General features: G+C 69.8%; 14 protein-coding genes. 8 read left to right on the top strand and 6 right to left on the bottom strand.

All coding sequences use genetic code 11. From position 1 onward, the window contains the following. Positions 1-8: 8 nt before the first annotated feature. Complete coding sequence (locus FOB47_RS03140; RefSeq protein WP_144425974.1) at positions 9-374, top strand: response regulator; 366 nt, start codon at positions 9-11, stop codon at positions 372-374. Positions 375-381: 7 nt separating this feature from the next. Here FOB47_RS03140 and FOB47_RS03135 read toward each other — a convergent pair whose 3' ends face one another. Continuing rightward, positions 382-1,401 carry a DNA topoisomerase IB gene (locus FOB47_RS03135; RefSeq protein ID WP_151022023.1) on the bottom strand — a complete coding sequence of 340 codons (1,020 nt, stop codon included), beginning with the start codon at positions 1,399-1,401 and terminating at the stop codon, positions 382-384. Between the two features lie 542 nt (positions 1,402-1,943). Here FOB47_RS03135 and FOB47_RS03130 point away from each other — a divergent pair. From FOB47_RS03130 to treY, 4 genes are all read left to right on the top strand, one after another. Continuing rightward, a complete protein-coding gene (locus tag FOB47_RS03130) occupies positions 1,944-4,433 on the top strand; it encodes a glycogen/starch/alpha-glucan phosphorylase (RefSeq protein ID WP_390884822.1) in 2,490 nt (829 codons plus the stop codon). Between the two features lie 239 nt (positions 4,434-4,672). After that, positions 4,673-6,454, top strand: coding sequence for a glycogen synthase GlgA (gene glgA, locus FOB47_RS03125; protein ID WP_174779924.1), 1,782 nt, complete (start codon positions 4,673-4,675; stop codon positions 6,452-6,454). Positions 6,455-6,541: 87 nt separating this feature from the next. Next, entirely contained in the window at positions 6,542-8,602 is a 2,061-nt protein-coding gene (locus FOB47_RS03120; protein WP_174779923.1) for an alpha-amylase family glycosyl hydrolase, read from the top strand. Positions 8,603-8,687: 85 nt separating this feature from the next. After that, complete coding sequence (treY, locus tag FOB47_RS03115) at positions 8,688-11,270, top strand: malto-oligosyltrehalose synthase (protein ID WP_174780844.1); 2,583 nt, start codon at positions 8,688-8,690, stop codon at positions 11,268-11,270. Positions 11,271-11,297: 27 nt separating this feature from the next. On the opposite strand, the gene FOB47_RS03110 is transcribed toward treY, so the two are convergent. Next, positions 11,298-13,445, bottom strand: a complete 2,148-nt coding sequence (locus tag FOB47_RS03110; protein WP_174779922.1) for an ATP-binding protein — start codon at positions 13,443-13,445, stop codon at positions 11,298-11,300. A gap of 179 nt (positions 13,446-13,624) precedes the next feature. Then, positions 13,625-14,482 carry an SDR family oxidoreductase gene (locus FOB47_RS03105; RefSeq protein WP_174779921.1) on the bottom strand — a complete coding sequence of 286 codons (858 nt, stop codon included), beginning with the start codon at positions 14,480-14,482 and terminating at the stop codon, positions 13,625-13,627. A gap of 428 nt (positions 14,483-14,910) precedes the next feature. On the opposite strand from FOB47_RS03105, the gene FOB47_RS03100 reads away from it, so the two are divergent. Continuing rightward, the gene (locus FOB47_RS03100; RefSeq protein WP_174779920.1) at positions 14,911-16,344 is read left to right on the top strand and encodes a methyl-accepting chemotaxis protein; all 1,434 of its coding nucleotides are present in this window, start codon (positions 14,911-14,913) and stop codon (positions 16,342-16,344) included. A gap of 34 nt (positions 16,345-16,378) precedes the next feature. Here the strand turns inward: FOB47_RS03100 and FOB47_RS03095 are convergent, their stop codons facing one another. Next, positions 16,379-17,050, bottom strand: a complete 672-nt coding sequence (locus FOB47_RS03095; protein WP_006578648.1) for a MarC family protein — start codon at positions 17,048-17,050, stop codon at positions 16,379-16,381. A 66-nt stretch (positions 17,051-17,116) separates the two neighbouring features. Then, the gene (locus tag FOB47_RS03090; RefSeq protein ID WP_174779919.1) at positions 17,117-19,864 is read right to left on the bottom strand and encodes a penicillin-binding protein 1A; all 2,748 of its coding nucleotides are present in this window, start codon (positions 19,862-19,864) and stop codon (positions 17,117-17,119) included. Positions 19,865-20,101: 237 nt separating this feature from the next. On the opposite strand from FOB47_RS03090, the gene FOB47_RS03085 reads away from it, so the two are divergent. Both FOB47_RS03085 and FOB47_RS03080 read left to right on the top strand, forming a co-directional pair. Beyond that, positions 20,102-20,806: a glutathione binding-like protein gene (locus FOB47_RS03085; protein WP_053824236.1), complete on the top strand. Its 705-nt coding sequence runs from the start codon at positions 20,102-20,104 to the stop codon at positions 20,804-20,806. A gap of 221 nt (positions 20,807-21,027) precedes the next feature. Next, positions 21,028-22,464: an alpha/beta hydrolase family protein gene (locus tag FOB47_RS03080; RefSeq protein ID WP_174779918.1), complete on the top strand. Its 1,437-nt coding sequence runs from the start codon at positions 21,028-21,030 to the stop codon at positions 22,462-22,464. 36 nt (positions 22,465-22,500) lie between these two features. Here FOB47_RS03080 and FOB47_RS03075 read toward each other — a convergent pair whose 3' ends face one another. After that, positions 22,501-23,445: a LysR family transcriptional regulator gene (locus FOB47_RS03075; RefSeq protein ID WP_174779917.1), complete on the bottom strand. Its 945-nt coding sequence runs from the start codon at positions 23,443-23,445 to the stop codon at positions 22,501-22,503. Positions 23,446-23,706 lie beyond the last annotated feature (261 nt).

Below are 23,706 nucleotides of genomic sequence, written 5' to 3'. Positions count from 1 at the left end.
GTATCACCGTGCGAACCGTACTCGTCGTCGACGACGATCCCGCCGTGGCTCACGCGATGGCCAGTGCCCTGAGCCGCGCGGGATTTACCGTCGAGTTGGCCGAAGATGGACTGGCCGGCTTCGATGCCGCGCAGCGGCTGCACCCAGCGGTGGTGGTCACCGACTGGGTCATGCCGCGCGGCGACGGTGCCTTGCTATGCCATCTGCTGCTCGGCGACGCGTCGCTAAGTCATACACCGATTGTCGTTTTCACCAGCATCCAGACGCTGCCCGAGGTGCCCAATCCGAACGTGCGTTACTGCCGCAAGCCGTGCGCGCCGGATGCGCTGATCCGCACCATCGACGAGTTGCTCGAGCACAGCGAGCCCTCGTGAGGCCGCGCTAGCCGCGGCCGCCCGCCGCCGCGCCCTGCGCTTCGAGCAACGCCAGCAGCCGGGTCTCATCCATGCTCAGCGCCGCGACGGCGCGACGGCACTGCGCGCAGGCCGCCATCCGCTCGTTCATATAGGCATCGACCACCGCCGGGTGGACATAGCACTGGCGGCATACCGCTACCGTATTGCGCAGGCGCCGGGCCACGATCTTGATCGTCGCGGCGACCGCGCGCTTGCGGGCCGCGTCCGTCTCGGCCGCCGGCGCCTTGCGCAGCTCGGCCAGTGCGTGGACGCTGCCGGCCCAGGTGCGGAAGTCCTTGGCGGTGAAGTCCTCGCCGGCCAGCTCGCGCAGGTACGCGTTGACATCGTCGGAACCGACCTCGCGCAGCTGGCCGTCCTCGTCGCGGTACTTGAACAGGTGCTGGCCCGGCAGGTCCGCGCAGGTGCGCACCAGCCGCGCCAGCTGGCGGTCCTGCAGCGTCACGTCATGCTCGACGCCGCTCTTGCCGGTAAACAGGAAGCGCAGCCGGCTGCCGCGCACCTGCACATGGCGACGGCGCAGCGTGGTCAGACCGTAGGTGCGGTTCTGGCGCGCGTAGCGCCGGCTGCCGACCCGCACCAGCGTCGCGTCGAGCAGCAGCAGCACGGCGGCCAGCACCTTCTCGCGCGGAATGCCGTTGCGCTGCAGGTCGCGCCGGGCGCGCCGGCGCAGCCGCGGCAACGCGCGCCCGAACGCCAGCAGGCGGTCGTACTTGTTTTCGTCGCGCAGCGCGATCCACGCCGGGTGGTAGCGATACTGCTTGCGGCCGCGCGCGTCGCGGCCGGTGGCCTGGATATGGCCGCGCGGATCGGGACAGATCCAGACGTCCTGGTAGGCGGGGGGAATCGCCAGCGCGTCGATGCGGGCGATGGTGTCGCGATCGCGGATACGGGTGCCGTCCGGCGCGAAGTAGGCGAAGCGGCCGCGCAGCAGGCGCCGGGTAATGCCCGGCCCCGTGTCGTTGACATAGCGGACGCCGGGCGGCAGCGCCTCGCGCGCCGCCGTCGTCGTTGCCGCGGTCGCTCCCGTCGATCCTGCAGTCGTTCCTGCTGTCACGCTTTCAGCGGCTGGCGTCGAAGCGCGCATCGTGGCTCCCGTCTCCGCCCTTCCCTGCAGCGCCCTGTCGGTCCGTTGTTGCGCCGTCGTTGCGGCATTGCGGGGGATGGCATTCCGACATTAGTCCGGGGCGGCGCCCGATGCATCCCGCCGCGCGCGCAATCCTTTGTAGGAATGGGATGACATGGGGACAACACGCGCGTCGCCAAATGGGTTCTCCCTCTCCCGCCAGCGGGAGGAGCCGAACGCTTGCCTCGTCAGATCTACCGTTTTCTACAAACTCGCCAATAATTGGCAAGACCTGCCCGGCGCCGATGCCCGTCTGGTCAAGCAAAACGCGCTTACCGACGGCAAGGTACGCCTCTTGCAGCTGCTTGCGGTTTTCCAACCGGAGGACCGCCATGCCGCAAGCCGCCCGGGCGCAGCTCGCCGAGACCATGCCCCCAGACAGCCACGAGGACACCCGCACTGCGATGTCCGGCGCGACCATCCGCCGCGCCTTCCTCGACCATGTCTTTTATACGCAGGGCAAGCTGCCGGGCCTTGCCAGCCCCAACGATCTGTATCAGGCACTTGCCCATACGGTGCGCGACCGGCTGGTGCAGCGCTGGATCAGTACGGCCGAGACTTACCTGGGCCAGCCTTCGCGCACCGTCGCCTATCTGTCGGCCGAATTCCTGCTGGGCCCCCACCTGGGCAACAACCTGGTCAACCTGGGCATCTTCGACGAGGTCAAGGAAACCATGGCCGAGCTTGGCCTGGACCTCGACACGGTGCTGGCGCAGGAGCTCGAGCCAGGCCTGGGCAACGGCGGCCTGGGCCGGCTGGCGGCCTGCTTCCTCGATTCGCTGGCGACGATGCAGATCCCCGCGCTCGGCTACGGCATCCGCTACGAGTACGGCATCTTCCATCAGTCGATCATCGACGGCATGCAGGTCGAGAGCACCGATACCTGGCTGCGCCACGGCAATCCCTGGGAGATCCAGCGCTCGGAATGGGCGGTCCAGGTCAAGCTGGGCGGCCAGACCGAGCATTACACCGACGATCGCGGCCACTACCGGGTGCGCTGGGTGCCGGCCAAGACGGTGGTCGGCGTGCCGTTCGACTCGCCGATCCTGGGCTATCGCGTCAACACGGTCAACACATTGCGGCTATGGCGGGCGGAGGCGACCGAGGCCTTCGACTTCGGCGTGTTCAATCGCGGCGACTATCTCGGCGCCGTCAGCAAGAAGGTGACTTCGGAGAACCTGACCAAGGTCCTCTACCCGAACGACGAGACCGAGCAAGGCAAGGAACTGCGTCTCGAACAGCAGTATTTCTTTGTGTCGTGTTCGCTGCAGGACATGTTGCGGCTGCTCGATGCGCATGGCATTCCGGTCACGCGCTTTCACGAGAAGTTCGCCGTCCAGCTGAACGACACCCATCCGGCCATCGGCATCGCGGAGCTGATGCGGCTGCTGGTCGACGAGCACGATGTGCCCTGGGACGAGGCCTGGCAGATCACCCGCCAGGCCTTCGCCTATACCAACCACACGCTGTTGCCGGAAGCGCTGGAAATGTGGCCGCTGCCGTTGTTTCAGCGCACGCTGCCGCGCCATCTGGAGATCATCTACGAGATCAACGCGCGCTTCCTGCACGAGGTCCGGATCCGCTTCTTCGGCGACGAATCGCAGCTGTCGCGCCTGTCGCTGATCGACGAGCGCGGCCAGCGCCATGTGCGGATGGCGCACCTTGCCTGCGTCGGCAGCCATACCATCAACGGCGTCGCCGAGCTGCATTCGCGGCTGATGCGCGAGGACGTGCTGAAGGATTTCTACGCCATGTGGCCGGAGAAATTCACCAGCATCACCAACGGCGTCACGCCCCGCCGCTGGCTGGCGCTGTCCAATCCGCGGCTGTCGCGGCTGGTGTGCGAGTCGATCGGCGATGGGTGGATCGGCGACCTCGACAAGCTGCGCGAGCTGGAGCCGTACGCCGACGACACGGGTTTTCGCGACAGGTGGCAGGCGGCGCGGCGCGAGAACAAGGAGGACCTGGCGCGGCTGGTGCGCGAGACCACCGGCGTCGTCGTGGATCCGGCGTCGATGTTCGACGTGATGGTCAAGCGCATCCACGAATACAAACGCCAGCATCTGGCGGTGCTGCATATCGTCGCGCTATACCACCGGATCAAGTCCGACCCGAACGCAGACATTGTGCCGCGCACGTTCCTGTTTGCCGGCAAGGCCGCCCCCGGCTATCACTACGCCAAGCTGATGATCCGGCTGATCACCTCGGTGGGCGACGTGATCAACCGCGATCCGCAGGTGCGCGACAGGCTCAAGGTGGTATTCCTGCCGAACTTCAATGTGACCTATGGGCAGAAGATCTACCCGGCGGCGGACCTGTCCGAGCAGATCTCGCTGGCCGGCAAGGAGGCCTCGGGCACCGGCAACATGAAGTTCGCGATGAACGGCGCGATCACGATCGGCACGATGGACGGGGCCAATATCGAGCTGCGCGACGCGATCGGCGCCGATCACTTCTTCCCGTTCGGGCTCTCGGCCTCGGAGGTCTACGCGTTGAAGGCCGCCGGCTACCGGCCGGCCGCCTGCTACGAAAGTCACGCCGAGCTGCGCGCGGTAATCGACCTGATCGCCCAGGGGTTCTTTTCGCGCGGCGATCCGTCGGTGTTCCAGCCGATTTTCGGCGGACTGCTGCAGCACGACCCCTACATGCTGCTGGCCGACTTCGCGTCCTATCTGCATTGCCAGCAGGATGTGTCGACCGCCTTCACCGACCAACCGCGCTGGCAGCGGATGTCGGTGCTGTCGTGCGCGCGCTCGGGGCGTTTTTCGTCCGATCGTGCGATCCGCGAGTACTGCGAGCGGATCTGGCGCGTCAAGCCGGTGCCGGTGCCGCTGCTGCATCGCGCGGCGATGAGCACCGCCGGCACCCGCCACAAGGGCGGCCCAGGCATGTAGTTCTTACATCGGCCGGCGGAGCCTTTACGCAGCGCTTGTTTCAACAGTTACGAACCGGTTACGCAAACCGTTGAACGCAAAGCCTTTGCGAAAAACACGCCACGCTGGCATGCCATTCGCATGGCTCCAACGCTTCACGCGCCGGGGCCCGCACGACGCTCCGCAAGTGAAGCGCAGCAGCGGCGGTGCAGCCCGACCGCCGCCCCACCACCAGCGCATTCAGAATGGCGGAGATCAACTTGAACACGAACGTGCTATTCGTGGCGGCCGAGGCCATGCCCTTGGCCAAGACAGGCGGCTTGGGAGATGTCGTCAGCGGGCTGGCCCGCGCCCTGCAGCAGCGGGGCCTCGATGTCACGATCCTGATGCCGGGCTATCCGCAGGCCCTGGCCGGCGCCGTGGGACTGCGCAGTCTCGGCGCGCTCAAGCTTGGCGACCACGCGCCCGGGCTGGCGCTGCCGCCCGGCCACAGCCAGATGCGACTGATGCTCGGCCGAATGCCGGGCAGCAACGTGCAGGTCGCCCTGCTGGACTGCCCGTCGTTCTACGATCGGGCCGGCACGCCGTACACCGACCCGACCGGGCGCGACTTCGCCGACAATCCGCAGCGTTTTGCCGCGCTGGCCCATGCCGCCACCGCGATCGCCGCCGGCCGCACGCCGCTGCCGATGCCCGCGGCCGTGCACGCGCACGACTGGCATGCGGGACTGACGCCGCTGCTGATGCGCGCCGCCGGGCTGGATACGCCGAGCATCCTGACGATCCACAACCTCGCCTTCCAGGGCATCTTCCCGCTGTGCCTGGCGCGGCAGTTGGGTCTGCCGGAAGACAGCCTGAGCGCCGACGGCGTCGAGTTCTGGGGCCAGCTCAATTTCCTGAAGGCCGGCATCCGCTACGCGGACCGCGTCACCACGGTCAGCCACAACTATGCGCAGGAGATGCTGACGCCGCAGTTCGGCCACGGGCTCGAAGGACTGCTGCAGGCGCGGCGCGATGTGCTGGGCGCGATCCCGAACGGCATCGACACCGAGGACTGGGACCCGGCCAGCGACGACCTGCTGCCGCACTGCTATACGGCCAATTCGATGGCCGGCAAGCGCGCCTGCAAGACGGCGCTGCAAAACCGCTTCGGGCTGCCGGCCGATCCCGCCGCGCCGCTGGTCGCGATGGGCAGCCGGCTGACGCATCAGAAGATGGCCGATGTCGCGCTCGGTGCCATCGAGCGCGCGCTGCAGGCCGACGACACCGTGCAGTTCGCGGTGCTCGGCTGCGGCGACGCGGCGATCGAGCGCGGCTTCGAGGCGCTGGCCGCCCGTCATCCCGAGCGCGTCGGCGTGTCGATCGGCTATCGCGAAGAAACCGCGCACCTGCTGCATGCGGGCGCCGACGTGCTGCTGCACGGCAGCCGCTTCGAGCCGTTCGGCCTGACACCGGTCTATGCGATGCGCTACGGCACCGTACCGGTCGCCTCGCGCGTCGGCGGCCTGGTCGATACGGTCCGCGACGCCGGCCACGGCTCGACCCCGCGCTCAGGGGCCACCGGCTTCCTGTTCGACGGCGAGACCGTCGAGGCAATGAGCGCGGCGATCGAGCGCGCGCTGCAATGGCTGCGGCGGCCGCGCGCGTGGAAGGTACTGCAGCGCGCCGGCATGCAGGCGCTGTTCTGCTGGACCCGGCCTGCCGAGCAATACCTGTCGCTGTACAGCGCGCTGTCGCCCGCGCTGGCATCCGCGCTGGCGATGCAGCGCGCCACGCAGCGGGCAGCGGAGGTGGCGCAGGTCGAAGCCGCGCCGCAGCCGCAACGCCTCCCGCAGCCGGTGCCGCGCTCCACGCCCGCCATCGCTCCCGCCATGGCCCGTGCCATGGCGCCGGAGCCGGCGCCGGAACTGGCGATCCAGGCCTCGCCGTCGCGGCGGCGCAGCCGCGGCGCGCGCGTCGATCGCGGCCCGGTTCCCGCGCAGGCCAACGCGACTGCCAACAACGGCGGATTCGGCGATGCGCTGCCCACGGCGGCCGCCTGATGTCCGAGGCCGGCGGGACGGCATGGTGCGCGGGCCGCGCGCCATCGCCGCTGCCGCCGCCCGCCTTTCATCGATACGGAAATCATCATGAACGTAGAGCCGAATCCCGCTGCCGCGGCGGCCGCGGCCCAGCCGCGCGGCGGCTGGGAAACGTTGGGCACCGCGCCGGCGGCCGCGCCGCTGGGCAGCGCGCCTGAAGCGGCGCCGGCCAGCCAGCCGCGCTTCGGACCGTTGCGGCTGGCCGACGGCCGCACCTGCTTCCGTCTGTGGGCGCCCGATATGGCGGCCGAGGGCGAGATTCCCCGGCTCGAGATCCACGACGCCGGCCCAGTGCTGATGACGCCGGCCGGCGACGGCTGGTTCGAGGCCACCGTGGCCTGTTGCGAGGGCGCGCGCTACTGGTTCCGCCTGGGCGACGGCACCATCGTGCCGGACCCGGCCTCGCGGGCCCAGGCCGGCGACGTGCACGGCGCCAGCGTGGTCGTCAATCCGGCCACCTACCAGTGGTGCCATCCGTACTGGCAGGGGCGGCCCTGGCACGAAGCCATCGTCTACGAAATGCACGTCGGCCTGTGCGGCGGCTACGCCGGCGCGATGCGCGAACTGCCGCGGCTGGCGGCGCTGGGCTTTACCGCGGTCGAGCTGATGCCGCTGGCCGAGTTTCCCGGCAGCCGCAACTGGGGCTATGACGGCGTACTGCCGTTCGCGCCCGAATCGAGCTACGGCACGCCCGACCAGCTGCGGGCGCTGATCGATGCGGCGCACGGCCTGGGCATGATGGTGCTGCTGGACGTGGTCTACAACCACTTCGGCCCCGAGGGCAACTATCTGCCGCGCTACGCCAGCGCCTTCTTCCGCGAGGATGTGCGCACGCCGTGGGGCCCGGCCATCGACTTCCGCCGGCAGGAGGTGCGCGACTTCTTCACCGAGAACGCCAGCTACTGGCTGCAGGACTTCCGCTTCGACGGGCTGCGGCTCGATGCGGTGCATGCGATCGCCGACGAGGGCTGGCTGGCCGAACTGGCGCCGACGCTGCGGCAGCGCTGCGCCGGCCGCCAGATCCATCTGGTGCTGGAGAACGACAACAACGACGCCGCGCTGCTGGCCGGCGGCTACGACGCGCAGTGGAACGATGACGCGCACCACGTGCTGCACGTGCTGCTGACCGGCGAACACGACGGCTATTACGCCGACTATGGCGCGGTGGTCGCGCCCGAATTCGGCGCCGGCGCCGATGCCGCGCATCGCGCCGATTCCGGCAGCCATCCCGGTCCGGACTACGGCCGCGCCTATGACCAGGACGCGGCACCGCGGGGCGACCACCAGCCGCTCGGCCCCACCACCCGCCATCTGGCGCGCGTGCTGGCCGAGGGCTTCGCCTATCAGGGCGAGGCGTCGCCGCACCGCACGCGCGAATCGGGCGGCGACAAGCCTGTCCACCGCGGCCAGCGCAGCGCCCATCTGCCGCCGACCGCGTTCATCAGCTTCCTGCAGAACCACGACCAGATCGGCAATCGCGCGTTCGGCGAGCGCATCGCGGCGCTGGCCCGGCCACGCCCGCTGCGCGCCGCGATCGCGCTGCAGATGCTGTGCCCGCAGATCCCGATGGTGTTCATGGGCGAGGAAGGCGGCACGCAGACGCCATTCCTCTATTTCACCAGCCATCCGCCGGAACTGGCCGACGCCGTGCGCGAAGGCCGCCGCCGCGAATTCGGCTCGATGGCCGGCTTTGCCGACGGCGCGCGCGCGGACAGCATTCCGGACCCGAATGCGCCGACCACCTTCGAGGCATCGCGCCCCGAGTTCGACCCCGACGGCGAATACGCGCAGTACTACAAGTCGCTGATCACGCTGCGCCGGCGCGAGCTGCTGCCGCGGCTGCCCGGCACGCGCAGCGAAGGCGCCGCCGTGCTCGGCGACGCGGCGGTGCGCGCCAGCTGGCGCTTGGGGGACGGCGCGCTGCTGACACTGTGGGCCAACCTCGGCGACGCCGTCGTTTCCTGCGGCGACGCGCCGCTAGGCGAGCTGCTGGCCGAGAGCGAGCCCGGCGCCGCGCGTCTGCTCGAAGCGGGCACGCTGTCCGCCGGCGCCACGGTCGCCTATCTGCAATCCGGGCAGCAGACGCGGTCCGAAGACACTACCGGCTGAACGCCGGCCGCTTGCCACCATGTCGTCAGCCTCCAGCAACGAATCGCATTCCGACGCCGATCACGCCGCCGACCGCGGCCACACCCTGGTGCCGCGCGCCACGGCAAGGCTGCAGCTGCATGCGGGCTTCACCTTCGCCGACGCCGAGCGCCAGGTCGACTATCTCGCCTCGCTCGGCGTCAGCCATCTGTACCTGTCGCCGATCTTCGCGGCCAAACCCGGCTCGACGCACGGCTACGACGTCATCGACTTCCAGCGGATCAACCCCGAGCTGGGCGGCGACGCCGCCTTTCAGGCGCTGGCCGGACGCGCGCGCGCCGCGGGGCTGGGCGTGATCATCGACATCGTGCCCAACCATATGGCGGCCAGCTCGACCCACAACCGCTGGTGGGCCGACGTGCTGGCGCGCGGCGCGGAGAGCCCCTACGCCGGACACTTCGATATCGACTGGCATTCGCCCGATCCCGAACTGCATGGCAAGGTACTGCTGCCGATCCTGGGACGCCCGTATTGGGACACGCTGCAGGCCGGCGAAATTGCGGTCCGCGGCGACGGGCAGCGCCATTGGCTGCAGTACGGCGAGCACGAGGTACCGTTGTCCGACGAGTCGATGGCCGCGTTCGACGCCGGCGGCGACGGCTTCGATGCGGCGGCGCCCGGCGGAGTCGAGCGGCTGCACGCGCTGTTGGAGCAGCAGAACTATCGGCTCGCCTGGTGGCGCACCGCGGCCGACGAACTGAACTGGCGGCGCTTCTTCGAGGTCAGCGAGCTGGTGGGGGTACGCGTCGAACAGCCGCAGGTGTTCGACGACGTGCATGCGCTGGTGCTTCGTCTTGCGCGCGATGGCCTGATCGACGGCGTGCGCGTCGATCATGTCGATGGCCTGGCCGACCCGGGCGGCTATTGCCAGCAGCTGCGCGGGCAACTGAACGCCGCGATGGCGGCGCGCGGCGCGCGGCCCTGGATCGTCATCGAAAAGATCCTGGCCGAGCACGAAACGCTGCGCACCGAATGGCAGATCGACGGCACCACCGGCTACGACTTCATGGACGAGGTCGGCGCGGTGCTGCACGACGGCGCCGGCGAAACGGCGCTGACCACACTGTGGCAGCAGGTCAGCGGGGACAGCCGCGAATATGGCGAGCAGGTGCGCGAGGCACGCCGCCACCTGCTGTCGCGCTTTCTGGTCACCGAATTCGAAGGCGCCTGCCGCCGCCTGCATGCCTGTGCCCGCGCCGAGCCCGCCACGCGCGACCTGACGCTGGCGAGCTGGCGCCGCGCGCTGGCGGCGCTGCTCGAACCGCTGGAGGTCTACCGGACCTATCTGGGAGAACACGCGTGGTCGCGCGAGGACCGCCTGCGGCTGGAGACCGCCGCCGAACTGGCCCGGCGCGCGGTCCGTCCCGACGACAGCGCGACCGTCGATCGCTTGCTGGCCTGGCTCTGCGCGGGTCCGCATGGCGACGCCGCGCTGCGCGAGGCGCGCGCCCGCGTGCAGCAACTGATGCCGCCGCTGGCCGCCAAGGCCGCCGAAGACACGATGTTCTACCGCTACGGCCGGCTGCTGTCGCGCAACGAGGTCGGCAGCCACCCCGCCACGCTGGCGATGCCACCGGACCGCTTCCATGCCCGCATGGCGGTGCGCGCGCAGGTCTGGCCGCACGCGATGCTGGCGACCGCGACCCACGACCACAAGCGCGGCGAGGACATGCGGATGCGGCTGGCGGTGCTGAGCGAACTCGCGCCGGAATGGCAGGCCGCGGTCGGGGAGTGGGAAGCCCGCGCGCTGCGGCTCGCAGGTTCGGCCCAGCGCGCCGGTCCCGATGGCGCCGACCGGCTGATGCTGTATCAAACCCTGGTCGGCGCCTGGCCGCCCGAACTGCGCGCCGACCGCGATGCCGGCGACCCGGCCGTGCAGGCACTGCTCGAACGCGTCGGCGCGTGGCAGACCAAGGCGGTGCGCGAAGCCAAGCGGCACGGCCACTGGACGCGGCCCGACGAGGGTTACGAACAGGCCTATGCGGGGCTGCTGCAGGCGATGGCGCACAGCGACCTGCTCGGCGGCATCGCGCGCTTCGCGCAACGCATCGCACCGGCCGGCGCGCTGAACAGCCAGGCGCAGACGCTGCTGCAACTCACCGCCCCAGGCGTGCCGGACCGGTATCAGGGCACGGAGGGCTGGGACTTCAGCCTCGTCGATCCCGACAACCGCCGCCCCGTCGACTACGACTCGCTGCGCGCGGCACTGGCCTGCTCGGCGGGCTGGCAAGCGTGGCTCGAACAATGGCGCGACGGCCGCATCAAGGTGCAGCTGGTGCGCGCACTGCTGGCCGCGCGGCAGCAACAGCCCGCGCTGTTCCGCGATGGCGGCTACCGGCAATTGCATGGCGAAGGCCCGGCGGCGTCGCATCTGCTGGCGTTCGAGCGGCGGCGCGGCGACGATCGCGCGATCGCGATCACCGCGCGGCTGGCCGCCCGGCTGGTGCAGGACCGGCCGGCGATCGCGCAGGCGGCATGGGGCGACACGCTGCTGTGCGTCGGCGAGCCAGGCGCCAGCCGCTGGACCGATGCGCTGACCGGGCGCACGCTGTCCGCGCCGAACGGCCGGCTGCGCGTCGCGGACATACTCGATCCGCTGCCGGTCGCGCTGTTGCGCCGTACCGGTTGAACGGCAGCGGGCAGGCGCGGCCGAGCGCTACAGCCGCGACGGGCTCGACTGCCCGTCCACCGCGCGGGTCGGCGCCAGGATGCCGGCCTTGACCAGCGTCTGCGCGTTCCATGGCTTGAGCAGGAACGGCAGCCCGGATACCGACGCCAGCGCGATCATGTCGGCGTCGTCGGTCATCAGGATCACCGGCAGGAAGGGAAAGCTGCGAGTCAGCCGGTCGCGCAGCGCCAGTCCCCCGAGCGCGGGACCCAGGCGCGCATCGGCGATCACCAGATCGAAGCCGTAACGGTCGGTCGCCGCCATCGCCTCGGCCTCGTCGCGCACCAGCGTGACCCGGTGGCCGGTGGCCTGCAGCGATTCGACGGCGCTCTGCACGCTGCGCGGCTGATCGGCAACGATCAGCACGGCGCTGGCGCCGGCCCCCCAGCGTGTCCGCGCATGGCTGTCGCCATGTTCCCAGGCCGGCAGATAGAGCCGCACCGTCGTGCCCTTGGCGACTTCGGACTCGATCACCGCGACGCCATCGACTTCGCGGCAGAAGTCGTGCACCTGCGCCAGGCCGAGGCCGCTGCCCAGCCCCGCGGTCTTGGTGGTGAACAGCGGCTCGAAGACCCGCTCCACCACCTCGGGCGGCATGCCCTTGCCGTTGTCGCGCGCCGACAGGCAGACATAATTGCCGCGCACGCCTCCGGGACGGCTGCCGTCCAGCGTCACGTTGGAGGCCGCGACGACGAATTGACCGCCGCCGGGCATCGCGTCGCGCGCGTTCGACGCCAGGTTCATCATCGCCAGTTCGAGCTCGTTGCGGTCGGCGCAGACCGGCCAGCAGGCCGGGTCGACCTCGTAGCGCAGCTGCACGCGCGGCCCCAGCGCGGAGCGGATCAGCGGCGTCCAGCCCTCGGCCTCCTGCGGCAGCAGCAACACCTCCTTGCGGTGCTGGCGCTTGCGCGCCATGCCGATCAGCTGGTTGCTGAGCGCGACGCCGCTCGCCACGCTGCGCTTGATGCCGGCCAGCGCCTTCTCGCGCGCGACATCGGGACGCGTGATCATCAGATCGGTATTGAACGAGATCACCGACAGCACGTTGCGGAAGTCGTGCGCGACCGAGGTGATCAGATGTCCCACCGCCTCGAGCTTGCGCGACTGCCGATAGCGTTCCTCGACTTCCTGGCGGCGCGTGACCTCCTCCTGCCATCGCAGATACGACTGCTCTTCGCGCTTGAGCCGGCGCAGGCTCATCCAGGCCAGCGCCCACAGCGCGAAGGCGGGAATCGCCGCCACGGTCGCGCCGATATACAGGCGGTGCCGCCACTGGGCGTGAATCACGCGCATCGGAATGCCGACCACGGCGTGCAGCTGTCCGCCGCCGATCGACCAGTGCGCGACGATGCTGTCGTCGCCGCCAGGACCCGCCATCCGCGCGACGCTGTCGCCGGAACCCTCGGATACCTGCTGCAGTCCCTCGCGCACCGCATCGGGCACCTGTTCGGGCACGCTGTCCGGATACGCGGCCAGCACCACGCCATCGCTGCGCACCAGCGCGGCCTCGGCGCCGGTCTCCTGGCTCAGCACGTCGCGATAGAAGTCGGCGAAATACGAGGGGCGCATTGCCACCGACACCAATCCGGCGACATTCGCGTCGGGCCCGAGCCGCGGCATGCTGACGTTGATCACGCGTTCGGGAACCACCTTGTCGGTGACGACACCGGTCACGTCGAACGGACGCAGCCCACCGACGATCGCACGGAAATCCTCACGCTCGCTGATCGATACGCGCGGCACCGGATAGAAGCGGCTGCTGGCCAGCAGCAACCCTTGCTCGTCGTAGACCGCCAGCGACGACGCCTGCGGCAGCCCGCCGACGATATCGGCAAGACGGGTGTGGATGTCGTCCTCGTGCTGGCGCAGTTGCGCGTTGCTCCAGCCGGCGGTGGCATCGCGGATGCGGCTGTTGATCTGGTGATTGCCTTCGAAGACCTTGCTGGCGTGCTCCTGGATCACCCGCGCCAGCCGCGCCGAGCGCTGCTCGGCCTCGGACATGTCCGCGCGCAGCGACAGCCACGCCCAGGTTGCCAGCACCGCCGCGGGGAACAGGATCGCGCCGAACAGCAGCGCCACCAGGGTGCGGCGCTGCGTGGCGAAGTAGTGGCGCGTACCGAGATAGCTGTGGGCCATGGTGGCAAGGACTGGACCGGGCAACCGCGATGGCGGCGCACTGCACGAATGCGCAGCTTACCCCAGCAAGCCTTCAGGTTAGACGCCGAGCCCCGAACGTCAAGCGCGAACGCCACCCCGCCGGGCCGGTGCCGGCCCGGCCCATCGGTTCCCTTGCCACAACGAAACTTGCCTTCGCGCTAGCCGTTGATCACCTCGCCGCCGTTGATATGCAGCACCTGCCCGGTGATATAGCTGGCCGCGTGCGAGGCGAGGAAGACGAAGCCGGCGGCCACCTCGAACGGCTGGCCGGGGCGGCCCATCGGCGTCTCCTTGCCGAATTTCTCGACCTGCTCCGGCGGGAAGGTCGACGGGATCAGCGGCGTCCAGATCGGCCCCGGTGCCACGCCATTGACGCGAATGCCGCGCTTGACCACCTGCAGCGCCAGCGAGCGCGTGAACGAGACGATCGCGCCCTTGGTCGACGAGTAGTCGAGCAGGTGCGCGCTGCCGCGATAGGCGGTGACCGACGTGGTATTGACGATGGCCGAGCCCGGCTGCAGATGCGGCAGCGCGGCGCGGGTCAGGTGGAACATCGCGAAGACGTTGGTGCGGAAGGTCGCCTCGAGCTGGCCCTCGTCGATCTGCTCGGGCTGCTGCTTCGGATGCTGCTCGGCCGCGTTGTTGACAAGGATGTCGAGCTTGCCGAGTTCCTTGACGGTCCGCTCGACCACCTGCGCGGCATGGGCGCTGTCGCCCAGGTCGCCGTCCATCAGCAGGCAGCGGCGGCCCGCTGCCTCGACCAGGCGCGCAGTCTCCCTGGCATCCTCGTGCTCGTTCAGATAGGCCACCGCGACATCGGCGCCCTCGCGCGCGAACGCCACCGCGACGGCGCGGCCGATGCCGCTGTCGCCCCCGCTGATCAGCGCGACCTTGCCGGTCAGCTGGCCGCTGCCGACATAGTCGTCGGCGCCGCTGTCGGGCTTCGGATGCATTTCGCTTTCCAGGCCGGGCTGCCGGTCCTGATGCTGCGGCGGGAGTTGCTCGGGTGTGGCCATGGGCTGTCTCCTGTCTGGCAAAGGTTGGCGAACGCCACGCCCTCGCGTGGCACCTGGCCGTGCGGCCGCAACTTTCATGCCGCCGCCGCCATATGCCCCTTGGCGGCCGCCCAGGCGGGCCCGCTGCCAGCTCACCCCCCGCACGCCGATCCGCGCGACGCCGGCCCGCCGATGCGTCCTTACAACGGCGCTGGCAATCCTTACCGGCAAACGCCGTCTTCCTGCGGGTAAACGATGACCGCATCCGGCCTCAGGTCCGCGCCGAATCTGCCGATATCGTCGGTGCGGCGGCATGCCGTCGTGCAGCCGCGATAACAACATCCACAACGAGTGCGTACTGATTGCAACGACAGGGGGATCGAATGGGTAGCAGCACACTGGCTTTGCGCGCCGAAACGGATCGCGCCGCGGCCCGACCGGATCAACAGATGGCCGAGGCGGAGGCCGGCGGCACGCTGCTGGCCGCCGTTCACCGTCGCGCCGACCGCCTGCTGGTCGGTACGATCTGGCTGCTGTGGGCCGCCTCGCTGCTGGCGGGCTGGCGCTACGGTACGGTCGGCCCGAGCCTGGCGGTCGGCCTGCCGCTGTCGGCGGCGGCCAGCCTGTGGGCCGCGGCGCTGCCGGGCCGGCTCGGCACGCGGCTGGCCACCGCGGCGATCTCGATGGCGATGGTCGGGCTGCTGATCCACCAGGCGCACGGACAGGCCGAGTACCACTTCGCGGTATTCGTGCTGCTGTCCGTGCTGCTCGCGTATCGCGATTTCCGCCCGATCCTGCTGGCGGCGGCGCTGATCGCCGTGCACCACCTGAGCTTCAACTACTTTCAGACGTGGGGCTGGGGCGTGATCTGCTTCACCGAGCCGGGCCTGGGCATCGTGCTGCTGCATGCCGCCTTTGTCGTGGTGCAGACAGCGGTACTGGTGGTGCTGGCCTATCGGATGGAGGCCGACGCCCGCTCCGCCGGCGAGCTGGCGGCGCTGGCCGCGCGCATCGGCCGCGATCCCGGCTATCTGACGCTGACGCCGGCGCGCGCCGGCGAGCCGCAGCCCGTCAGCGCGCTGGCGCGCTCGTTCCAGGCCACGCTCGATGCGGTGCGCGGCACGCTGCTGCAGGTGCGTGACAGCGCCGCCGAGGCGGCGGCCGCCTCCGGCGACATCCTGCAGCGCAATGCGGTGCTGGCCGAACGCACCCACAGCCAGCAGCACGCGCTGGAGGAAATCGTCACGGCGATGAGCGAACTGCGCCGCAGCGCCCACGAGAACGCCGACCACGCGCAGGCGGCGCATACGCTGGCGGGCACGTCGCGCGCGGTGGCGGCGCAGGGCGGCGAGGTGATCGGCTCGGTCATCCGCACGATGGGCGAAATCCATGCCGCCAGCGAACGGATCGCCGACATCATCGGCGTGATCGACGGCATCGCGTTCCAGACCAATATCCTGGCGCTGAACGCCTCGGTCGAAGCCGCGCGCGCCGGCGAGCAGGGCCGCGGCTTTGCCGTGGTGGCGGGCGAGGTGCGCACGCTGGCCCAGCGCAGCGCAGCGGCCGCCAAGGAAATCCGCGCGCTGATCGGCGAATCGGTCGATCGCGCACGCGCGGGCTCGGCGCTGGTCGGCACCGCCGGCAGCACGATGGGCGAACTCGAGGCCAGCGTCGCGCGGCTCGCCGCCATCGTCGACCAGATGGCGCTCGCCACCGGCGGACAGCGCGCCGGCATCGATCAGGTGGATGGAAATATCGCCGGCATCGACGCGGCAGCGCGCCAGAACGCCGACCATGTCGACCAGACCGCCGAAGAGGTCGCGCGCCAGCAGCAGCAACTGGCGCGGCTGACCGGCGCGGTGGGACAGTTCCGTCTGGATTGACCGGCAGCCGGCGTGCCGACGGCTGCCGCGCGGATCAGCCCAGGCCCGGCAACGACGTCAGGTATTCGCTGATGCCGGTCATCATGATCTGCACGCCGATGCACAGCAGCAGGAAGGCCGACAGCCGCGTGACGACATTGGTGCCTTCCGGCCCGAGCACGCGGGCCAGCAGCTCGGCGCGGCTGTAGACGACGTAGACGACGATCGCGACCGCCACGCTGACCGTCACCGACACCACCGCCGACTCGATCGCATCGCGCCATTCGCGGCTGCGGCTGGCGTTCAGCGCGATCGCGGTGGCGATGGACCCGGGACCGGTAGTCAGCGGGATCGTCAGCGGGAAAAACGCCATCTGCGTGACATCGCCGGTCGACACCGATTCGATGCGCTTCTCGGCCGGCTGCGTCGGCGCATTCAGCATGGTCCAGCCGCTGAACGCCACCACGAAGCCGCCGGCCAGGCGCAACGCCTGCAGCGAGATGCCGAAGAAGCCCAGGATGGCGGTGCCGAGGAAGAACGTCACCAGCAGCACGATCAGCGAATTGATCGCGACCTGACGGCTGAGCTTGCGGCGCTCCTCGACGGTCAGGAAGCGCGTCCGGTCGAACAGCACGAAGGCCATGCCGAACGGGTTGATGATACTGAGCAGCGCGGAGAACGCGAGCAGGAACTCCGCGACCAGGTTGCTCAAGCTCAGGATGCCCATTGTGCGCGCCTATCCTCACCAAATCGCGCAAGCATAGCGCATGGGGCACTGCGGCGACTACTGCGGTCAGCCGGGGGCATTGGGGCTCGCCGTGCCGTTGTTGGCCGGCGGTGCCGGGGCCGGTGTTGGAACCGGTGCCGGCGATGCGGCCGGCGTGGATGGCGGTGCCGACGGCGCGGCGGGCGGTGCCGCTTGCGGCAGCGGCGCAACAGACGGCGTGGGCGACGTTGCCGATGGCCGTGCCCCGGCCGCTCCGTTGGCCGCGCCTTGCGCGGCGCCATTGCCCTGCACCGCGGGCGGCGTGGGGTTGCCGGTACCAGTGCCGGTGCCGGTGCCAGCGCCGGTGCCGGTGCCCGTACCGACAGCCGCTCCCGGATAGGTGCCCGGGTAGCCCCCCGGATTCGGCCCCGCATTGGTGCCGGCCGCGCCAGCCGCACCGTTCGTTCCGTTGATCGCCCCAGGCGCTGCCGCGGCCGATGCCGGCTGGCCGGACCCGGGCACCGGTTCCCCGAACGGCGCCGATGCCTGCGGATCGGTCGGCACCGGTACCGGCTCGGCCTGGTCCAGGACCTCGGGCTCGGACGCCATGCCGCTGTCGGCCGGTGGCTCGTGCCGCGCCGCCGGTGCCGGCGCGACGTGGACCTCGGCCGCCGCCTCGGGCTCCGACGCGGGACCGAAGGTGCGCGCCCACCAGCCTTCCACCGACTTGAGCCAAGGATCCAGCATGCCGGGCTGCTGCTGGTTCTCGAAGCGCACGCGCTGGTCGATGGCCCGCGTTCGCAAGGCGCGGCTCACCACGTCGCCGACGATCGGCAGCGCGCTGTGCGCGCCCTGGCCCCAGTAGTCGCTGCGCAGCGTCACGCGCGCGTCGTTGAAGCCGACCCAGGCGCCGGCCACCAGTTGCGGATGCATCAGGATGAACCAGCCATCGGCGTTGTCCTGCGTGGTGCCGGTCTTGCCGGCGACGTCGGCACGGATGCCATAGCGGCTGCGGATGCTGGCACCGGTGCCGCGATCGACCACATCGCGCATCACATCGAGCAGCGTGTAGGCGACGGCGGGCGGCAACACGCGCTCCGGCGAAGCCGGGCGGAAGGACTCCAGCAGATGGCCGTCGCGGTCCTCGATGCGGGTCACCATGGTCGGCTGCAGATAGGCGCCGCCGTTGGCGATGGTGCCGTAGGCCGCGACCATTTCCTTCAGCGTCACGGGACTGGTGCCCAACGCCAGCGACGGCACGGTATCGAGCCGGCTCTGCCGCACGCCCATGGCCCGCGCCAGATTGGCCACGCGCACGGGGCCCACCTGCTGCATCAGCTGCGCGGTGATGGTGTTCTTCGAATAGACGAGGCCGTCGCGCAGCGTCAGGTCGCGCCCGCTCGGCGGACCGCCGTCGGTCGGGCGCCAGACCTCGCCGCCGGCCAGCCGGATCTCCACCGCCTCGTCGCGCAACGTCGTGTCCGGGCCGATGCCCTGCGCAAAGGCAGCGCCATAGACGAAGGGCTTGAAGGTCGAGCCGGGCTGGCGGCGCGCCTGCTGCACGTGGTCGAAGGCATCGTCGGCGAAGTCGCGGCTGCCGACCCACGCGCGGATCTCGCCGCTGCGCGGATCCAGCGCAAGAAAGCCGGCCTGGATGCGCGTCTTCTGCTCGTGCAGCTTGCGCATCGCGTCGCCGTCCTTGCGCAGCTGCGCCAGCGCATCGGCATCGCTCAGACCCGCCTCGCGCGCGGCCCGGTACTGGGCGGTCTCGCGCATGAAGGCCTCGACCAGTGCGCGGTTCGCGCTCCAGCCGCCGCGCGGGGACCACGCGGCATCGGCGATGCCCTGCAGCCGCGCCCCCTGGCGCGCCACCGCCTGGTTGGCCATCGCCTGCAGCCGCGAATCGATGGTCGTATGGACGACCAGGCCGTCGGTGTAGATGTTGTAGTCGTTGCGGTCGGCCCAGTCGATCAGCCACTTGCGCAGCTGCTGCGCGAAATGCGGCGCTGGCCCCTCCTCCGGCGTCTGCCGTTCGAAGTCGATCCGCAGCGGGCGCTTCTTCAACGCCTCGAACTGCGCGCTCTTGAGCTTGCCGCGCTTGACCATCTGCGCCAGCACGGTATTGCGGCGCTCGACCGCGCGCTCGGGATTGAGCACCGGGTTGTAGTAACTGGTGCCCTTGAGCATGCCGACCAGCGTCGCGCTCTCGAGTACGTCGAGGCGGTCGGCCGGCTTGTCGAAATAGGTGCGCGCCGCCATCTCGATGCCGGTCGCGTTGTACAGGAACGGCACCGTATTCAGATAGGTCTCGAGAATCTCGTCCTTCGAATACAGCGCCTCGATCTTCAGCGCCGTGATCGCTTCCTTGATCTTGCGCGTCACGCTGGCCGCGCGGCCGATCTCCTCCGGATACAGATTGCGCGCCAGCTGCTGGGTCAGCGTCGAGCCGCCCTGCCGGTCGCCGGACAACGTGTACCAGGCCGCCGCCGCGGTACGCCGCCAGTCCAGGCCGAAATGCTCGTAGAAGCGGTGGTCCTCGGTCGAGATCAAGGCCGCCACCACGTTGGGCGAGATCTTGTCCAGCGGCACCCAGTCGCGGTTCGCGCGCTTGAACTCGGCCAGCAGCTTGCCGTCGGCCGACAGCACCTGGGCCGGCCGTTCCGATTTGGCCTTGCGGATATCGCTGATGCCGGGCGTGAACGGCACCAGCACCAGCGTATAGGCGAGAAAGAGGACGGGCACCGCGGCCACGCCCCAGGCGATCTGGCGGCCGGTGGGCCGGCGCAGCCGCGCACGCCAGTCGGCGAGGGTGCTGCGCAGACGGTCGCGCATCATGGCGCGCGCTCGCCGGCATGGCCGGCGCTGAGTAGGGAAAGACGCTTCACACGGAGTACTGCGGATTCGGGAAGCGTGCATCGTACCAAAACGGCCGGCGGCCCAGACCGACGATCCGCCGATGTCCGCGCCAGACGCCGCCCCGGCGCCCGGCCGCCAATGCGCTTATGATCGCGTGTGCCCGCCGTGGCGGCGAGCGCCCTGTCCAGCCCAGGCTCAAGCCCAACCCAAGGAACCATGCCCGATCTTTCCGCATACCCGATCACCCGTAAATGGCCCGCCCAACATCCCGACCGGCTGCAGCTCTATTCGCTGCCGACGCCCAACGGCGTCAAGGCGTCGATCATGCTGGAGGAAATCGGGCTCCCCTACGAGCCGCACCTGGTGCGGTTCGACACCGACGATCAACTGTCGCCGGAATTCCTGTCGCTGAATCCGAACAACAAGATTCCGGCCATCCTCGATCCGGACGGCCCGGGCGGCAAGCCGCTGGCCCTGTTCGAATCCGGCGCGATCCTGCTGTACCTGGCCGAGAAGACCGGCAAGCTGCTGCCCGCCGATCCGGCCGCGCGCTACCAGACCATCCAGTGGGTGATGTTCCAGATGGGCGGCGTCGGCCCGATGTTTGGCCAGCTCGGCTTCTTCCACAAGTTCGCCGGCCGGGAATACGAGGACAAGCGCCCGCGCGACCGCTACGTCGCCGAATCCCGGCGCCTGCTGGGCGTGCTCGACAAACATCTGGCGGGCCGCGACTGGATCATGGGGGACCAGTACACCATCGCCGATGTCGCGACCTTCCCGTGGATCCGCAACCTGATCGGTTTCTACGAGGCCCGCGAGCTCGTCGGCTTCGACGATTTCCCGCAGGTGCAACGCGTGCTCGACGCCTTTGTCGCGCGGCCGGCGGTGATCCGCGGCCTGGAAATTCCGAAGCGCGGCTGAACAGCTGCATCTTTCACCGTCGTCCGCGCTTCCGCGGCGACGATCAAGCCGCCGGCGTTGATTTCGCTACGCGAAACATCGGGCGGCTTTTCTTTTACTTTTTGTCTCCTCGTCTTTAGACTTCGTGCACGGTCGTTCGTTTTCGTGACGAAGCGATGTGGCAGTGCGGCATGAAGGCGAAGGCCTCCCGAAATCGACAACGAGATAACGAGGAGACAACCATGCAGCTCACCACGCGCGCCGCCCTGGCGCTGGCGTTGGCCGCCGCATTGCCGCTCGCCGGCTGCGGCGGGGACGACGACGATCCCCCGCGCCAGCCGGAAGAGACCCGCGCCCAGGACAGCCGCACCTTCACCGTCAACGAAGCCGCCCTCGCCTTCGAGGCACTGCCCAACGCCCCGGAGACCGACCGCTGGACCGGCACGCTGAAGGGCTCCGGCTATCGGATCGAGGTTCCGAAGCAGTGGAACGGCAAGCTGGTGATGTACGCGCACGGCTATGCCGGCACCGGCGCGGCACTGGGCGTCACCACGCCGAGCATCCGCCGCCATCTGATCGAGGCCGGCTACGCGTGGGCGGCGTCAAGCTACAGCAAGAACTACTACGACGTGCGCGCCGGCGTCGAGGACACCAATGCGCTGGCGCTGGCCTTCGTGCAGATCGCCGCGCAGAACCGGCGCCCGCTCGCGCCGCCCAGCCGCATCTACATCGTCGGCCACTCGATGGGCGGCCATATCGCCGCCGCGGCCGTCGACCAGGAAACGCTCGATACCGCCAACAACAAGGTCCGCTATCACGGCGCGGTGCCGATGTGCGGCGTGATGGGCGACACCGAACTGTTCGACTACTTCGCGGCCTATCAGCTGGCGGCGCAGCAGTATGCGGGGCGTCCGGCGACGGCGTGGCCGGTGACCAACTGGGCCGAGATCGCACCGGCGGTACGGGACGCGCTGTTCACCACGTTCCCGAGCGCGACCACCGCGCAGGGCGACAAGGTCAAGGCGATCGTGCAGAACCTGACCGGCGGCGCCCGGCCCATGTTCGATCAGGGCTTTGCCGGCCCGGTGCAGAACACGGTGTGGGGCACGTTCGGCGGCGACGGCACCATCAACGGCATCCTGAACCGCAACGGCGTGTCGACCACCAGCATCGTGTATCAGCTCGACAGCGATCCGGCGCTGTCCGCCGAGGAGACCACGCTGAACGACACCATCCTGCGCGCCCGGGCCGACCCCGAGGCCAATCGCCTGCGGCGCGACGGACTGCGCTGGATCCCGAAGGCCAACGCGCGCATCAACGTGCCGGTCGTCACGCTGCATACGCTCGGCGACATGTACGTGCCGTTCAGCATGCAGCAGATCTACAAGCGGCGGGCCGATGCGCAAGGCACCGCGCAGTGGCTGGTGCAGCGGGCGATCCGCGGCGTCAGCCATTGCGACTTCACCGTGGCCGAGCAGAAGGCGGCGTTCGACGCGATGGTGCAGTGGGAACAGGGCGGCCCGAGACCCGCGGGCGACGACGTGCTCGACGCGGCCACGGTGGCGCGGCCGGATTACGGCTGCCGGTTCACCGACAACACGGTGAGCGCGGACGATTCGCCGGCCATCGCCCAAGGCCGGCCGCAGATCGCGGCGGCACTGCCTTGCCCGGCGTCGTAAGGCCAGCCGCGTAGTGCAACCGCGGCGGCGCGTCGTTCAGGCGCGCCGCCGCAAGGGCGGAATCTCCAGCGCAAGCCGCCGGAAATCCTGATGTCCGGCCAGCGTCTGCACCAGAAAATCCGCCAGCAGGCGGTTGCGCCGGGGCACATGCGCCCGTGCCGGCATGTACAGGAACACGCCGTAGCGCTCGGTGACATGCTGCGGCAGGACCGGCACCAGCCGCCCGGCGCGCAGATGCTGCGCCACCGCATACTGGAAGAACTGCCCGATCGCGGCGCCGCTGGCCACCGCCTCGACCTCGGCATCGACATCGTTGGTCGCGACGAACGGCGCGAAGATGCGCGTCTCGATCGCCCCATCGACCAGGAATTCCCAGGGAAACACCTTGCCCGTGCGCGGATGCAGGAAGCTGGTGCAGCGATGCCGCTCCAGCTCGGCGATGCGCTTCGGCACACCGTGCCGTTCCAGATAGGCCGGTGCCGCGCAGACGATCAGCTGCAGCGGCGCGATGCGGCGCGCCACCAGCGAACTGTCGGGCAGCGTGCCGGTGCGCAGCCCGATATCGATGCCCTGCTCGATCACGTCGGTCAGATGGTCGCCGACCATCAGTTCGACCGCGACGTCGGGATAGGCCTGCACGAATTGGCCGATCGCAGGCGCGACATAGCTGCGCGCCAGCGAATACGGCGCCGCGACGCGCACCACGCCCGCGACCTGCTCGCGCTCGCCGTCGATATGGCGCAGCGCGACCTCGAGCGATTCGACGGGACGCTGGCACTGCGCCAGCAACAACTCGCCTTCGCGCGTCAACCCGACCTTCTGCGTGGTACGGTGCAGCAGCCGCACGCCGAGCATCCGTTCCAGCAGCATCACCTGCTTGCTGGCGGCCTGCGGCGTCATGCCCAGTTCGCGCGCGCCCTGGCTGAAGCTGCGGGCCTGGGCCACGCGCACGAATACGGTCAGCGCTCGCAAGCGGTCCATCGCGCCATCCTGTCGGTGCGGGTCGAGTTGGGGGCAAGTGCCGCCCGCCGCGTGGGGCTCGATCGCCCCCGCGTCGCGCCCGGCGGCATCCTGGCCTGCAGTATCGCGGCAACGCGCTGACAGGCCGCTGACCCGAAACTGTCAGCACGCTGACAGCGCCGTGACGATGCGCTGACGCCATCGCCGCCAACCCCAGGCCCCGCCTCGTTCCCCGCCATTCGGTTGAAGAGGTTTCAACCGCGCCGAGGCTACCGGCCGTTC

It is taken from the genome of Cupriavidus gilardii (genome assembly GCF_013347325.1).
Taxonomy (GTDB): domain Bacteria; phylum Pseudomonadota; class Gammaproteobacteria; order Burkholderiales; family Burkholderiaceae; genus Cupriavidus; species Cupriavidus gilardii.
Note: the sequence above shows the minus strand (reverse complement) of the source record. Positions and strands in the feature narration are given on the sequence as shown.

Coding starts and splice junctions, on each gene's coding strand:
- FOB47_RS03080 (WP_174779918.1), top strand. CDS start 21,028: ATGCAGCTCACCACGCGCGCCGCCCTGGCGCTGGCGTTGGCCGCCGCA.
- FOB47_RS03105 (WP_174779921.1), bottom strand. CDS start 14,482: ATGGCCACACCCGAGCAACTCCCGCCGCAGCATCAGGACCGGCAGCCC.
- FOB47_RS03095 (WP_006578648.1), bottom strand. CDS start 17,050: ATGGGCATCCTGAGCTTGAGCAACCTGGTCGCGGAGTTCCTGCTCGCG.
- FOB47_RS03130 (WP_390884822.1), top strand. CDS start 1,944: ATGTCCGGCGCGACCATCCGCCGCGCCTTCCTCGACCATGTCTTTTAT.
- FOB47_RS03085 (WP_053824236.1), top strand. CDS start 20,102: ATGCCCGATCTTTCCGCATACCCGATCACCCGTAAATGGCCCGCCCAA.
- FOB47_RS03075 (WP_174779917.1), bottom strand. CDS start 23,445: ATGGACCGCTTGCGAGCGCTGACCGTATTCGTGCGCGTGGCCCAGGCC.
- FOB47_RS03100 (WP_174779920.1), top strand. CDS start 14,911: ATGGCCGAGGCGGAGGCCGGCGGCACGCTGCTGGCCGCCGTTCACCGT.
- FOB47_RS03110 (WP_174779922.1), bottom strand. CDS start 13,445: ATGGCCCACAGCTATCTCGGTACGCGCCACTACTTCGCCACGCAGCGC.
- FOB47_RS03120 (WP_174779923.1), top strand. CDS start 6,542: ATGAACGTAGAGCCGAATCCCGCTGCCGCGGCGGCCGCGGCCCAGCCG.
- FOB47_RS03090 (WP_174779919.1), bottom strand. CDS start 19,864: ATGATGCGCGACCGTCTGCGCAGCACCCTCGCCGACTGGCGTGCGCGG.